Source organism: Candidatus Poriferisodalis sp. (genome assembly GCF_965208895.1).
In the GTDB taxonomy this organism is placed as follows: domain Bacteria; phylum Actinomycetota; class Acidimicrobiia; order Acidimicrobiales; family Poriferisodalaceae; genus Poriferisodalis.
Map to the genome: position 1 here is coordinate 2,946,450 of NZ_OZ242363.1, position 13,302 is coordinate 2,959,751.

14 protein-coding genes are annotated in these 13,302 nt (G+C 67.1%); 6 read left to right on the plus strand and 8 right to left on the minus strand.

The window, feature by feature from the left end:
• Positions 1-28: 28 nt before the first annotated feature.
• From ACOGJB_RS13265 to truA, 3 genes are all read right to left on the minus strand, one after another.
• Positions 29-430, minus strand: a complete 402-nt coding sequence (locus ACOGJB_RS13265) for a PIN domain-containing protein (protein ID WP_419837575.1) — start codon at positions 428-430, stop codon at positions 29-31.
• Positions 431-443: 13 nt separating this feature from the next.
• The gene (locus ACOGJB_RS13270; RefSeq protein ID WP_419837576.1) at positions 444-737 is read right to left on the minus strand and encodes a type II toxin-antitoxin system Phd/YefM family antitoxin; all 294 of its coding nucleotides are present in this window, start codon (positions 735-737) and stop codon (positions 444-446) included.
• A 131-nt stretch (positions 738-868) separates the two neighbouring features.
• A complete protein-coding gene (gene truA / locus ACOGJB_RS13275) occupies positions 869-1,714 on the minus strand; it encodes a tRNA pseudouridine(38-40) synthase TruA (RefSeq protein ID WP_419837577.1) in 846 nt (281 codons plus the stop codon).
• 90 nt (positions 1,715-1,804) lie between these two features.
• Here truA and ACOGJB_RS13280 point away from each other — a divergent pair, with 90 nt between their 5' ends.
• From ACOGJB_RS13280 to ACOGJB_RS13295, 4 genes are all read left to right on the plus strand, one after another.
• Positions 1,805-3,529, plus strand: coding sequence for an N-acyl-D-amino-acid deacylase family protein (locus tag ACOGJB_RS13280; RefSeq protein WP_419837578.1), 1,725 nt, complete (start codon positions 1,805-1,807; stop codon positions 3,527-3,529).
• Positions 3,530-3,706: 177 nt separating this feature from the next.
• Positions 3,707-4,153 (plus strand): 50S ribosomal protein L13, encoded by a 447-nt coding sequence (gene rplM, locus ACOGJB_RS13285; protein ID WP_419837579.1) that lies wholly within the window; start codon positions 3,707-3,709, stop codon positions 4,151-4,153.
• 60 nt (positions 4,154-4,213) lie between these two features.
• Complete coding sequence (rpsI, locus tag ACOGJB_RS13290; RefSeq protein ID WP_419837580.1) at positions 4,214-4,606, plus strand: 30S ribosomal protein S9; 393 nt, start codon at positions 4,214-4,216, stop codon at positions 4,604-4,606.
• A 70-nt stretch (positions 4,607-4,676) separates the two neighbouring features.
• Positions 4,677-6,230 (plus strand): phosphoglucosamine mutase, encoded by a 1,554-nt coding sequence (locus ACOGJB_RS13295; protein WP_419837581.1) that lies wholly within the window; start codon positions 4,677-4,679, stop codon positions 6,228-6,230.
• Between the two features lie 29 nt (positions 6,231-6,259).
• Here the strand turns inward: ACOGJB_RS13295 and ACOGJB_RS13300 are convergent, their stop codons facing one another.
• From ACOGJB_RS13300 to ACOGJB_RS13320, 5 genes are all read right to left on the minus strand, one after another.
• The gene (locus ACOGJB_RS13300) at positions 6,260-6,568 is read right to left on the minus strand and encodes a type II toxin-antitoxin system PemK/MazF family toxin (protein WP_419837582.1); all 309 of its coding nucleotides are present in this window, start codon (positions 6,566-6,568) and stop codon (positions 6,260-6,262) included.
• A complete protein-coding gene (locus ACOGJB_RS13305; RefSeq protein ID WP_419837583.1) occupies positions 6,565-6,822 on the minus strand; it encodes a CopG family ribbon-helix-helix protein in 258 nt (85 codons plus the stop codon). The genes ACOGJB_RS13300 and ACOGJB_RS13305 overlap by 4 nt, the downstream gene beginning before the upstream one ends.
• 79 nt (positions 6,823-6,901) lie before the next feature.
• On the minus strand, positions 6,902-7,825 hold the full coding sequence (locus tag ACOGJB_RS13310; protein WP_419837584.1) for a catechol 2,3-dioxygenase: 924 nt from the start codon (positions 7,823-7,825) through the stop codon (positions 6,902-6,904).
• Positions 7,826-7,955: 130 nt separating this feature from the next.
• Positions 7,956-8,216 carry a hypothetical protein gene (locus ACOGJB_RS13315; protein ID WP_419837585.1) on the minus strand — a complete coding sequence of 87 codons (261 nt, stop codon included), beginning with the start codon at positions 8,214-8,216 and terminating at the stop codon, positions 7,956-7,958.
• Positions 8,217-8,498: 282 nt separating this feature from the next.
• A complete protein-coding gene (locus tag ACOGJB_RS13320) occupies positions 8,499-8,855 on the minus strand; it encodes a hypothetical protein (RefSeq protein ID WP_419837586.1) in 357 nt (118 codons plus the stop codon).
• A gap of 161 nt (positions 8,856-9,016) precedes the next feature.
• Between ACOGJB_RS13320 and ACOGJB_RS13325 the strand changes: the two genes are divergently transcribed.
• Positions 9,017-12,859, plus strand: coding sequence for an SIS domain-containing protein (locus tag ACOGJB_RS13325; RefSeq protein ID WP_419837587.1), 3,843 nt, complete (start codon positions 9,017-9,019; stop codon positions 12,857-12,859).
• A 12-nt stretch (positions 12,860-12,871) separates the two neighbouring features.
• Positions 12,872-13,240 (plus strand): holo-ACP synthase, encoded by a 369-nt coding sequence (locus ACOGJB_RS13330; protein WP_419837588.1) that lies wholly within the window; start codon positions 12,872-12,874, stop codon positions 13,238-13,240.
• Positions 13,241-13,302 lie beyond the last annotated feature (62 nt).

Here is a 13,302-nt window from a genome sequence, read left to right on the forward strand (position 1 = left end):
GGACGGTGCACGGGTACGCGTCTGGGGTTCAGGCGTCGCTGAGATCGAACAGCGGGATGCCCATCGCGTCGGCGGCATCGTTCATGCGATGGTCATATGAGGCCAGTTCGATGCTGCGGCTGTGGCGGTGCAGGTAGTCGCAGGTTGCCAGGTGCATCGCGTCGAGCGTGCGTACCGATGCAGTGCCGGGAAACGGTTCGAGTGTTCGAGCGAGGACGACAGGGGAAAGTTCGACCAGCGCCAGCCGGCTCATCAACAGCCGTGCAGCTTCGATGTGCGCCTCGCCGAGTCCGGCGCGGTTGAGCCGGGTCCATGTCTCGTACTCGATCAGGCGACTGGAGACCAGCACGTTGTCCCAGACCGCCGCGGGCGGCTGGCGATCCTCGCTCAGCAAGTGCGCGAGCACTATCGAGGTGTCGAGGTAGATCATCAGCCCGGCACCGTCAGCGGTCGCATCGATCGCGGTCCAGCTGCTGGAGAATCTCGCCCAATGGCGCGGTCGGCTCAGGCTTGGGCGGAGCACCGGAGCCAACATGCGACGGCGGCGTCAGGATGCCCGTGCGCATGAGTTCTGCCAGATGCGCATCGGCGACGGTTGCGCTGCGTGCGGGCGCGGGCGGCCCGATCTCGGCGACGACGCGGTCGCGATCTGTGACGAGGACTGTCTCGCCGGCGGCGGCGAGGCGCACGTATTCGCTCAGTTTGCTGTTCAGCACCTTGATGCCAACCGATCTCATGCGGACCAGCCTACGCAATAGGTAGCGACTAGTAGCAACTAAAGTCCGGCCGTCTCGTCGAACCGCCAATTGTTCCTCGCTCTTGTTCGCCTCGGTCACGGGCCGCTCGGGCCACGGCTTCGCCTATCGGCTCAGCCTCTGGGCGGGTCGTCGGGGTAGCGCACTGCGACGAGCGTCAGCCCGTGGGGCGGAGCGATCGGTGCAGCTGCGTCGCGGCGGCCCGCAGCGAGCACGCTCGGCACGTCGCCGGCCCGCCGGTCGCCCCGCCCGACAGCTACGCACTGCCCGACTATGGCGCGCACCATCTGGTGACAGAAGGCGTTCGCCTCGATCTCGAACAGCATCTCGGTGGCCTCGCCGGACCAGCGCGCCACCGACACGGTGCGCACCAGCGACGCATCGGGGCGATCTTTCGGCCGGCGGCAGAACGAGGTGAAGTCGTGCTCGCCGACGAAGCGACCTGCGGCGTCGTTCATCTGGCCGATGTCGAGAGGCGCACCCACATGCCATTCGAGGTCGCCACAGCGGGGATCAGGATGGACAGCGTTGCGGACCCTGTACTCATAGGCGCGGGCGGTGGCGGTGCGGCGAGCGTCGAAGCTGTCCTGCGCGAGTGACGCCGCCGTCACCGCGATCTCGGGCTGCAACAGGCGATTCAGCGAGGCCGCCAGCCTGTCCAGGCTCTCTCGCCTGCCCAGTCCGTGCCTGTTCCGGTCTCGGGTGACGCGTTGCAGCCCGGCGGGGCCGAGCCGAAATGACACCACCTGACCTGTTGCGTGAACACCCGCATCGGTGCGGCCGGCCACGGTCAGCATCGGTGCTTCGCCGAGGATGCGCTCCAGCGCACCGCTCAGCTCTCCGGCGACGGTGCGAACGCCATTGTTGGCCGCGAAACCGCGGAAGCCCGTGCCCCGGTAGGCAAGGTCCAGCCGGACTGTTCGGTGCCCATTCCTCCGGTGTGTTTCATGCTCGCTCACCGCTGGCACGGTAACTTCGCTGGGAGCGGTGCGGGCACGGGTAGACGCCGGCGCGGCCGCATCGGCTAGGCCACAGGGGGGACGGGGCACATGCTCGATACGAGGATTGCGGGCGGCACGATCATCGACGGCACCGGAGCGCCACGCGCCCACGGAGACGTCGGCATCGCCGACGGTCGCATCGTGGCCGTGGGCGACGATGCGGTGCGCGCGGCAGGTGCTGCCAAGCGAACCATCGATGCCTCCGGCATGGTGGTTTCCCCCGGCTTCGTCGACATCCACACGCACTTCGATGCGCAGGTCTTCTGGGACACCACGCTGTCGCCGTCGCCACTGCACGGAGTGACCACCGTCATCGGCGGCAACTGCGGATTCACGATCGCCCCGCTGGAGCCTGACCACGGCGACTACCTGATGCGGATGCTGGCCCGGGTGGAAGGCATGCCGCTCGCGTCGCTGCAGCAAGGCGTCCCCTGGGACTGGCGCAGCTTCGGCGAGTACCTCGATTCCATCGACGGCACGCTCATGCCGAACGCCGGATTCCTCGTGGGTCACAGCGCATTGCGACGTGTGGTGATGGGCGAGCGATCGGTGGGCCACGAAGCCACGCCCGACGAACTCGACGCCATGAAGCGCATGCTGGCCGACAGCATCGCGGCAGGCGGGCTGGGCTTCAGCTCGTCATGGGCCAAGACCCACAACGACGCAGACGGCGAGATGGTGCCGTCGCGTTACGCCTCGACCGACGAGCTCGTCGAGCTGTGCTCGGTGCTGCGCACCAGCCCGGCAGTGGCGCTCGAGTTCATCCCGAGCATCGAGCGATTCGACACCGACGTGTACCAACTGCTCGCTGACATGTCGGTGGCGGCGGACCGCCCGCTCAACTGGAACGTGATCTTCGCCAACGGCCGGCACCGCGAAGTCATTGCCCAGAAGCTCGAAGCCAGCGACTTCGCCGCTCGCCAGGGCGGGCGCGTCGTGGCCCTCACGGCCCCGATGCCCGCCGTCAGCCGCCTGTGCTTCGAGAGCGGTTTCCTGCTCGACACCCTGCACGGCTGGGCCGAGCCGATGGCGCTGCCGCCTGAGGAGAAGATGCGACTGATGGCTGACCCGCAGCGCCGAGCCGAGCTGAACGATCTCGCGCAGCAGCCCAGTGCGTTCCGCGGCGTCGCCCGCTGGGAGCGTCTCACGGTCGGGGAGGTGACCAAGCCCGAGCTGACGCAGTTCGAAGGTCGCACGATCGGCGAGATCGCCGACACCCAAGGCATCTCGCCCTGGGATGCACTGTGCGACCTCGTGGTGGCCGACGACCTCAAGACCGGCCTGTACCCGCGTGCCGCCGGCGACGATGACGACAGCTGGGCGCTGCGCCAAGAGCTGTGGAATGACGACCGCTGTGTGATCGGTGCGTCGGACGCCGGCGCGCACCTTGACTTCCTGGCGACGTTCAACTACTCGACCTACTTGCTCGCCGCAGCCCGTGATCGCCAGATGCTCGAGCTGGAGAACGCGATCCACAAGTTGACCGATGTGCCCGCCCGGCTGTACGGCCTCAGGGATCGGGGCCGCTTGGCCCCCGGCTGGCACGCGGATGTCGTCGTGTTCGATCCCGACGAGGTCGCGCCGCGCTCGATTGAGGTGCGCGAGGACCTGCCGGGCGGTGCCTGGAGGCTCTACGGCGAGGCCGATGGCATCGACACGGTGCTGATCAACGGCGACGTCGCGGTGAGCGGCGGCGAGTTCACCGATGCTCGCCCCGGCACCCTGCTGCGGGCCGGCCGTGACACCTTGCCTGTCACTGCGACCGGTGCCTAGCGGCGACTCTGCCGTGACGGCAACCAGCTGACAGCCGAAGCGGCGCCCGCGCAACCGCGGCTGCGTTGATGCCCCGCAGCGTGGTGCCCGTCGCCCGGTAGCCTTGCCGGGTCCGATCCTTGTTGCCGATGCACGGTCCAAGGGCGATTCCGACACCACACCATGCGGAGTTCCAGCGTGCGTACCTACGCCCCCAAAGCATCTGAGATCGAGCGCGACTGGTTCGTTGTCGATGCCGAAGGCATGGTGCTGGGTCGCATGGCGACCGAGGTCGCCAAGATCCTGCGCGGCAAGCACAAACCGACGTTCGCCCCCTATATCGACGTCGGCGACCACGTCGTCGTGGTGAACGCGGACAAGGTGGTGCTCACCGGCAACAAGGCGACGCAGAAGCTGGTGCACCGCCATTCGGGTTACCCAGGCGGCTTGCGCAGCGAGTCCTACGGCGACCTGCTGGCCCGCCGCCCCGCAGACGCCGTGCGGCGCACGATCCGGGGCATGCTGCCCCGCAACCGGCTCGGCCGGGCCCAGCTGCGCAAGCTGAAGGTGTACGCCGGACCAGACCATCCCCATGCCGCCCAGCAGCCCCAAGCGCTGCCGCTGCCCGACGCCCAGGCGCGCTGAGGCCGAGGGCCTCCACGCCGTATTCGCGACGCGACACCCGACCAGAAAGATCCCGATCTCGTGCCCGTTCCGCTGACGCAGACCACTGGCCGCCGCAAGCGTGCCGTCGCCCGGGTGAGGTTTCTGCCCGGCAGCGGCAACATCTCGGTGAATGGCCGCCCGTTCGAGGAATATTTCACCTCGTCGGTACACCGCATGGAGATCACCGAGCCGCTGCGCCTCACCGAAGCCGCCGCGACCTACGACGTCAGCGCCACCGTGGACGGCGGCGGCGTGGCAGGGCAGGCCGGCGCGCTGCGCTTGGGCATCGCCCGCTCGCTGTTGGTCGTCGATCCCGAAATGCGTCCGACGCTGAAGTCGGCAGGCATGCTGCACCGCGACGACCGCAAGAAGGAATCCAAGAAATACGGCCTCAAGAAGGCCCGCAAGGCGCCCCAGTACTCCAAGCGCTAGCGACCCCTCCGGTCCTGGTGGCCGGCCTCAGCAATCCAGCGCTGTGGTGCAGACTCGGCAGCGAAGCGTGATGGAACTCAGTTTCGGCACAGACGGCATTCGGGGGCGGGCATTCGACGAGTTCGACGAGGTTGTCGCGCACGCGCTGGGGCGCGCTGCGAACCGGGCATTGTCGGGCGGCATCGAACGCGCCGACGGCGCTCGCTGGGTCGTGGGCCGCGACACGCGTGAGTCTGGGCCAGCCCTCGCTGCGGCACTGACGGCTGGCCTGCGTGCCACTGGTGCCGATGTTGTCGACCTCGGCGTCGTTCCGACGCCGGTGGTCGCCTTCGCAGCCGAGCTGGGAGGGCGCGCTGGCGCGATGGTCTCGGCATCGCACAATCCGTGGCATGACAACGGCGTCAAGCTGTTCGCTGTCGGCGGTGCCAAGCTCAGCGATGCCGAGCAGTCTGCGGTTGCGCAATGCCTCGCCGATGTGGGGCTGACCCATGGCGACCGACCGTCTCGGGCTGAGGTCGCGCGTCGGCGCGATGTGGATGCCTCCCTCGGGTCGGTCAACGCCTCGGCTGCCGGACCGACAACCGACTCCGCAGTCGATCCCGCAACCGCTGCGACAACCGGCGTCGCTGCAGGCTCGCCAGCCCCGAGAGGCGAACTGGCCCGAGTATTGGATGCCTATGAGAAGTCACTGGGCGACGCCATCGAGGGCCGCACGCTCGCTGGCCTGCATGTGGCGGTCGATGGCGCGAACGGCGCTAGTGCCAAGCTCGCGCCAGGAGTGCTCCGACGGCTGGGCGCGCACGTCACAGCGCTGTTCTGTGAGCCCGACGGACGCAACATCAACGACGGCTGTGGTTCGTTGAGCCCCGGAGCGCTCGGGGCTGCAGTTCTCGACCTCGACGCGGACATGGGCTTGGCCTTCGATGGGGACGGCGACCGGTTGATCGCTGTGGACAGTGACGGGCAGGTCATCGACGGCGACCGCCAGATGGCGCTGTTCGCCGTCGATCTGGCAGAGCGCGGACTGCTCGCGGGCAACGCGATCGTCGTGACGGTGATGTCCAACCTCGGGCTGCACCGGGCGATGGCCGCCGCAGGCATCGAGGTGGTCGCGACCACGGTGGGCGACCGTGCGGTGCTCGAAGCGCTGGATGCGGGCGGTCTCAGCCTGGGGGGCGAGCAGTCAGGTCATGTGGTCTTCCGGCATGAGGCCACCACCGGCGACGGACTGCGCAGCGCGGTCCACTTGGCTGATCTCGTCTCTCGATGGGCCGCGTCCGAGGCGCCTGCGACATCAGATGGCGTGGAGTGCGACGACGCTGATGGCGGTGCTGTATCTGACGGCGCCAGGCGTACGAGTGCCGCGCTTGCGGCTCAGGCGATGCAGTCCGCCCCGCAGGTGCTCGTCAACGTGCTGGCCGCGACCGAGTCGCTTGATACGGGGACACAGCACGAGATCGACGAGGTCGCTGCGACGGCGGGCCCTGACGTGCGGGTGCTGGTGCGTGCGAGCGGCACCGAGCCAGTCATCCGCGTCATGGTCGAGGCCCCGACCGAGCGCGAAGCAGCAGCCCTCGCGGACCGCCTCGTCGACATGGTCAGCGCGTCGCCGCCTGGTACCTGAGCGCTGCCGACATGTGGCCGTCGGCTTGCTCAGCAGCCGGCCACCGCCTCGAGGGCCAGGCAGATTTCGTGACGGCGGTGAGGTATGGCGCTGACGCGGTTGATGAGATGCGATTTGCGGATCAGTTGCAAGTTGTCGAAGTTTGCCGCACAGGGTTGCGCCAACCCGTCGTTGGCATTCAGTGACACTTCGGTGGAGATGTCGCGCACCGTTCTGGTGATCGGAGCGACCATGATTGCGTCAAGCACCCCGATTGCCTCGTCGCGGGTCACCACCAATACTGGTCGAGCCTTGTCCTCGCTCTCCGCCCACCAGATTTCGCATTGTGACGGAGTCACCAACGCTCCCACGGCTCTTCTGCGATCATCTCTCTCGCGCCCGCATCGGCCCAGCGCAGCTCTTCTTCGGTCTGGGGCATACGCCGGTAGGCGTCTACGGTGGCCTCCGCTACCAGTCGCCGTTGGCGTTCTTCGAGCATCTGCTCAAGGGCAGTGCGTACTGCTTCAGACCGGGAATCGACTTCTCCGCTTTCGACCATTGCATCCAAGCGAGACAGCAGTTCGTCATCTATCCGCGTCACCAGCTGCGTCATGCAAGTAGCATAGCAACAAGCATTGCGCACGGTCCCGCCTGCGTCCCGCTTTCCGCGCGCTGCCTCCTCTCGTGCCCGATCAGGTGTAGACGTTCAGGAACGCCTCGTTCAGCCGGCGGTCTACGTAGAACACGCCCTTGCCGAGCTGCTCGGCGTCCCAAGTCCGCAGCGGATTGTCGGGGAAGTAGATGTACCCGCCCGAGAACACTTCGTTGCGGTTGCCCGACGGATCCCAGAAATAGATCGTCTGGCCGCGTGTGATGCCGTGCCGGGTTGGCCCGATGTCGACGGGGATGTCGTAGCGGCTCATCACGTCGCCTGCGTGTGCGACGTCGTTCCAGCTCTCCAAATAGAACGAGACGTGGTGGAAGATGCCCGGCTCGTCGTTGTGGACGAACGCCACGTCGTGGGCCTTGCTGGCGCACGACAGGAACGGCGCGATGTACGAGCCGTCCGGCGCGATCACCACCTCGGCCAGCTCGAAGCCCAGCACCTCGGTGAACAATTCGACCGTCTCCGCGATGTTCGGCCCGTACAGCAGGCAGTGGTCCATGCGGGTGGCCCGCATCCCACGGGGCTCTTCATCCCAGACGTCAGGGTTGTGCAGCGGCGGTGTCCGCTCGGCCATCCCCATCTCGGAATAGAGATGGATGGTGTGACCTGCCGGGATGGTGAAGCTGACGATTCGCCCGAGCGTGGGCTGTGAACCCGGCTCGAGGTGGTCGACCTGCACGCCATGGTTGTAGAGCTTGTCGGTGAGCTCGGTCAGGTCGTCGTCGTTGCGCACCTTGAAGCCCATGAAGTCCATGCCGGGCTCATCGGCGGGCCGCAGGACGATGCTGTGGTGATCGAACTCGTCGTACGCCTTGAGGTAGACACGCCCGTCATCGCCGGTTGCGACAACCGACAGACCGACGCGATCGCGGTAGTGGACGATGGAGGCTTCCATGTCGGTGCAGCGGATCTGGACGTACCCGGCTCGCATGACTCCAGTGATGGCCATGGTGATTCCCCCTTTTGTGAGCAGGCTCACCTATCTAATCACGCATCCCCCACCCCCGCCGCCGGCGGCGCTCGATTTGCACCAGCGTTCCCAGATGTCTCCATCTTGCGAGACAAGGCGACTATGCCGGCTAGGAAACGCGGAGGTATTTCCGATTGCGGTCATCGGCCATCATGGCGATGGCCACCAGATCGAGCTGCTCCCGACAACTGGTCGCTGCATCGGCCAACGCGCTGATCACATTCTGAGCGCCAGCAATTGCATCATCGGCGTCGCGCTTGGTGCAGTGGTACCGATGGTCATAGTCGGCTCGGATGCGGGCCAAGTAGAGCGTCTCGAAGCTCGTTGCAAACCGCAGGAGATCGTGATGGCACGCGGGTTCACCGGTCATCCATGGAAGAGTGCGCGACCGTGCGAGGCCATGACACACTCCGCGCACGTTGGCATGCCCAATCAACCGCCGGGCCGCGAGTTGCGCCTCCTCGGTTCCGAAGTGCCTCGTGACTTCGTTCGTGAGCGCATGGAACCCTGCGTAGTACGCGGTTGAGATGACGCGCCGAAGCTGCGCTGGTCGCGGTCTACCACGACCCGTCGGCATATGGTCTCTCGCTACTTGGAGCAGCGAAGCCCCGTCGAGTTCGGACTTGGCCATGACCTGAGTATGAAGAGGTAGCTACCTGGCGAGTCCCGACGCGCGCCGCGGGGGTCTCGGCGGGGGGGCGGTAGAGAGATTCTCGCCCCGTTGATGTTCGATCTCGCGCATCTCCTCAGGTGTTCGGAAGAGGCAATCAGGGGTCACGATGTCGCCAACGGCGTCCCAGATGCGCTCGCGGTAGTCCTCCAATCGAGCGGGACGCCACTCCCCGTCCTCTGGCTCGTCCAATTGCAGCGTGATGAGCGCGATCCACTCGCCGTCGAAGTCGTAGTCGGCTTGCAGCGCGAAGTACTTCACGGTTGGTGAGTTAGCTTCGTCCTGAAGCTCAATATTGAGCCTTTCGAGGCGCTGCCGAATCTCGACGCTCAACTCCATGGAACCAGTCTGCCACTTGACCTCGCCGAGTCTCGGCGGAATTCCGGGTCGATGCCATCCCGCTTGTGCGTGCCGGCCAGCGGAAGTCCAAGAGCCGGTTCAGCGGCTTGACGTCGACTCCCTTGCAAGGCGGCTCTCGGGTGCTCGGTACCCTCGCTGTTGTGTGCGGAATTGTGGCCGTCATCGGCCGCCGAGACGACCGGGTTGAGCTGGATGTCTCCGCAGTCGTTCCGCGGCTGCATGACGCCTCGGACCTGCTCGCTGCGGCGGCGGAGGTCAGCTCGCACACCCCCTCCGATGGTCGCTATCTGGCCGGGCGGCTCGAAGCCGCCGCCGCAGCGCTGCGAGACGCCGACGAGGCACTGCGATCGATGCCGGGAGTGCGCTTGCTGGTGTCCGATGCCAAGTGCGTGCTCGACATCGAGACTGCCTTGGCGACGGTGGATGCGCTCATCGGCGACATCGACGGCGCCGTCGACGCAGGCGACGTGGTGTCCGATGGTGAGGGCGCTCGCGTCGAGCGCATCAATGCATGGCTGAGCGAACTGAAGGACCACGCCTTCGCATTGCGCCGGGACCGCCTGCGGATGGCTCGCGAGGTAGTCGGGCTCTGGGGCGGCACACCGCCGCCGGCCGCGATCGGAGGACTCTGGTCGATCCAGGTGGCGCTGTCCGCACTGGACCGGCTGGAGGTACGAGGCCGGGATTCAGTCGGGCTGCAGGTCTTCGTTCGCCGGGCGCGTCTCGACACTGACGGGGACGATGCCTTCAGTGCACAGGGTGGACGGTTCGCAGATCCGCTCTTCGGAGCCGGCGCGGCACGCGACACTCCCAACGGACTGGCGTTCGTCTACAAGACCGCCTCGGAGATCGGGGAACTCGGCGACAACACGGCGGCTCTGAGGTCGCAGATTCGCGAGGACAGCCTGCTGCGCTGGGCCTTGTGTGCCGAGCACGCTGAGACGGTCGTGCTGGGGCACACTCGCTGGGCCAGCATCGGCATCGTCTCGCTGCCCAACGCGCACCCCCTCGATGCGTGGGCTGGTTCTGATGTCCCGAACCATGTCGCTGAGTCAGGTGGCGGCGATGTCTCACACATCGCTGCTGTGCTGAACGGGGACGTGGACAACTACGCTGACCTGATCGCGCAGCGGTGCCTGTCGATTGCACCGGAGATCACCACCGATGCAAAGGTCATCCCCACGATGGTGGGCCAGGCTCTCGCCGCGACGCGAGGCCGTGCAGCTAGATCACCAAGCAGGCAGGAGTCGGAGCGGCTGCGGCAAGCCTTCGCTGATGCCGTCGGCAGCTTCGAGGGCTCGGTAGCAATCGCAGCGCACGTCTCGGAGATGCCCGACGTGGTGGCGTTGGCGCTGCGAGGGAGCGGGCAGGCGCTGTACGTGGGCGCAACGCAGGGGGCATATGTCGTGGCCAGTGAGCCGTACGGCCTAGTTGAGGAATGCCGCCACTACGTCCGCCTCGATGGCGAGACCCCGTCCGATCCGGCGAACCCCGTGGGCAGCCGAGGTCAGATCATGTTGGTCGGCACGCCGACTGCCCCAGCCGACGGCGAGTCGACCTCGGAGGCTGAGCCGGATGGCGAAGCCGCTGCCCGAACGGCCCACGAGCGGAGCGAGCCAGAGCGGGAAGCAACGGGCGTCGAAATGCGAAGTCTCGCCAGTTTGCACATTCCCCTGGCCGAATTCACTGCCCTGCGACGCTTCTCCTACGACGGCACAGAATTGCCCGTCGAAGCGGGTGACGTCGTCACCGCCGAGGTCACCACCCGTGACATCGATCGGGGCGACTATCCGCACTTCCTGCTCAAGGAGATCGGCGAGGCGTCCCGCTCGCTCCAAGCCACATTGCGTGGCCGCGTCGAGACCGCCACCTTGCGTGGCCGCGTCGAGACTGCCACCGCCGATGGCCGCAATGACACAGCCAGGCCGTTGCGGCACGCCCGGCTCGGGCCCGACGCGCTGCCTGCCGATGTTCGGTCCCGGCTGCAGGACGGCGCCATTCGTCGCATCGTTGCCATCGGTCAAGGCACCGCGGCTGCCGCAGCGTCGTCGCTGCCGCACTTCTTCGAGACCCTTCTGGCACCATCGCGCGCACTCCGCAGCGTGGAGGTGACGGCGCCCCTGGCAACGGAGTTCAGCGGTTTCGGGTTGCACGCCGACCTGTCCGACACGCTGGTTGTGGCAGTCAGCCAGTCCGGCACGACGACCGACACCAATCGCACGGTCGATCTCGCTCGCGCTCGGGGCGCTGCGGTGGTCGCCATCGTCAACCGGCGCGGCAGCGACCTGACCGACCGGGCTGACGGCGTGCTCTACACCTCCGACGGCCGCGACGTGGAGATGTCGGTGGCGTCCACCAAGGCGTTCTATGCGCAGGTTGCGGCGTGCGCGCTGCTCGCCGCCGCCATCGCTGCCGACATCCGTCCCGACGACGTTGCGACGGCCAGTGCCATCAGCGACTTGCTCGGTGCGCTGGGCAAGCTGCCCGCCGCACTCGAATCGGTGTTCGCCTCGCGCGACGAGATCGCCCGGATCGCCCGGCGCCATGTGGGAGCTCACCGCCATTGGGCCGTGGTGGGAAATGGTGCGAACCGGATCGCTTCACGTGAGATCAGGATCAAGCTGTCTGAGGTCTGCTATCACGCCGTCGCCGAGGACGGCACCGAAGACAAGAAGCACATCGACCTCTCGTGCGAGCCGCTCATCTGGGTGTGCGCGACGGGCCTGGTGGGCTCTGTCGCCGACGACGCTGCGAAGGAGGTGGCGATCTACCGGGCGCACCGGGCGACGCCGATCGTGGTGGCTTCTGCTGGCACGGGGCGCTTCGACGCTGCCGCTGAGCTGCTGGAGGTTCCTGCCGTGCATCCAGCGGTGGACTTCCTGCTGGCCACCGCTGCTGGTCACCTGTACGGGTACGAGGCGGCGCTGACGATCGACGCACTTGCCGATCCGCTGCGCGAGATGCGAGCCACCACGGAATCGCTGCTTGCGGCTGCAAACAGCACGGAATCATCGCTCGCGGCCGCGGGCCGCGCTGACGCATCGCTCGCGGCCGCAGGCCGCGACGGGGACTTGCTCGCCGTGCTGGCGGAGCGCGTGCGCGCCCCGGCCAATCGTTTCCGGGACGGTGTGCGTGCCGGCAGCTATGACGGTCACTTGCGGGCGGGAACTGCGGCGCGCCTCGGAGCGGTGCTGCGGTACGCCGTCGGCATCGCGCCACTGGAGATGTACCAGGCCGATATAGGCAAGGTGGGGCTGCCCTCGGTCGTCATCGACGACCTCACCGATGCGCTGAACCTCGCCATCGACGAACTCACCCGGCCGGTCGACACCATCAAGCATCAGGCCAAGACCGTTACGGTCGGCATCTCGCGCGCCGACGAGACGCTTCTCGACTCCATGCTGGTGGCAGCAGCGCTCGAAGCCGGCGCACCGAGGGATCGGCTCTCGTACACGGCCTTGCGCACGCTGGCCGCGCTCGACCCGGCTGTGGCCGAGGTCACGGGCTGGTCGCGCTACCGCATCGAGGGCACCGTGGCGTCTGCCAGCAGCCCTGAGGTCACCATCTGGCTGACCGACCGCGGCGGCACGGCACTCGGCATCGAGTCGCGCACGGTGACCAACCCGCAGCTGCGCGGCAGCAAGCACCGTGCTGGGTACGAACGCGAAGTCACCGTGGCCCGCGGCAGCGACGGCCGCACGGTGCTCCACATTCCCGAGACCAAGGACGGCTTGACCACCGGGCTGACGCTGTTGCATTGCCGCTTCGTCGAGCGACTGCGTGCACCGTCGATGCGGTCAGTGCTGATGGGCTACCGCGGCCGCTACGGGGCGCTCGCCGACGCGGTCACCGAGACGCTGCCATGGCTCCGCGACGACCTGCTGGGCACGCTCGATGTCTTCGATCTGCTGACCCGACCGGTCCACGTGCTCGCCGAGCACTGGCTGGGCGCCGCCGACGCCTCCGGCGAGCCGGGCAAATAGGACCGTCAGCAAGTGAGCACCTCGATTGGGCTCGACATGGTGGATGTCGGGCGATTCGCCGCGGTGCTCGAGAGGCGCAGCGGTATGCGCACCCGCTTGTTCACCCCCGCCGAGCTCTCCTACGCCATGGGAACGGTGAATCCCGATACCCGCCTCGCCGCGAGGTTCGCCGCGAAGGAAGCGGTGATGAAGGTGCTGGGAATCGGCCTGGGCGCGTGCCGCTTTCGCGACATCGAAGTGGCGCGCCATTCCAGCGGTCGTCCCGAACTGTTGCTTCGGGGCCTCGCAGCAGAGCGGGCAACGGCCGCAGGCTTGTCTGAGTGGCAGGTGACCCTCACCCATACCGACTCGGTGGCAGCGGCCATGGTGCTGGCGCAATGAGCGAGCACCTCTCGACTCAATGGGAGGGTGCGCGCAGGGGTGAACCTTCCGATCGCGATACC

Bases quoted from the DNA above. Each gene is read 5' to 3' on its own strand.
- ACOGJB_RS13265 (WP_419837575.1), bottom strand. From the start codon at position 430: ATGATCTACCTCGACACCTCGATAGTGCTCGCGCACTTGCTGAGCGAG.
- ACOGJB_RS13295 (WP_419837581.1), top strand. From the start codon at position 4,677: ATGGAACTCAGTTTCGGCACAGACGGCATTCGGGGGCGGGCATTCGAC.
- ACOGJB_RS13280 (WP_419837578.1), top strand. From the start codon at position 1,805: ATGCTCGATACGAGGATTGCGGGCGGCACGATCATCGACGGCACCGGA.
- ACOGJB_RS13310 (WP_419837584.1), bottom strand. From the start codon at position 7,825: ATGGCCATCACTGGAGTCATGCGAGCCGGGTACGTCCAGATCCGCTGC.
- ACOGJB_RS13305 (WP_419837583.1), bottom strand. From the start codon at position 6,822: ATGACGCAGCTGGTGACGCGGATAGATGACGAACTGCTGTCTCGCTTG.
- ACOGJB_RS13270 (WP_419837576.1), bottom strand. From the start codon at position 737: ATGAGATCGGTTGGCATCAAGGTGCTGAACAGCAAACTGAGCGAATAC.
- ACOGJB_RS13320 (WP_419837586.1), bottom strand. From the start codon at position 8,855: ATGGAGTTGAGCGTCGAGATTCGGCAGCGCCTCGAAAGGCTCAATATT.
- ACOGJB_RS13315 (WP_419837585.1), bottom strand. From the start codon at position 8,216: ATGACCGGTGAACCCGCGTGCCATCACGATCTCCTGCGGTTTGCAACG.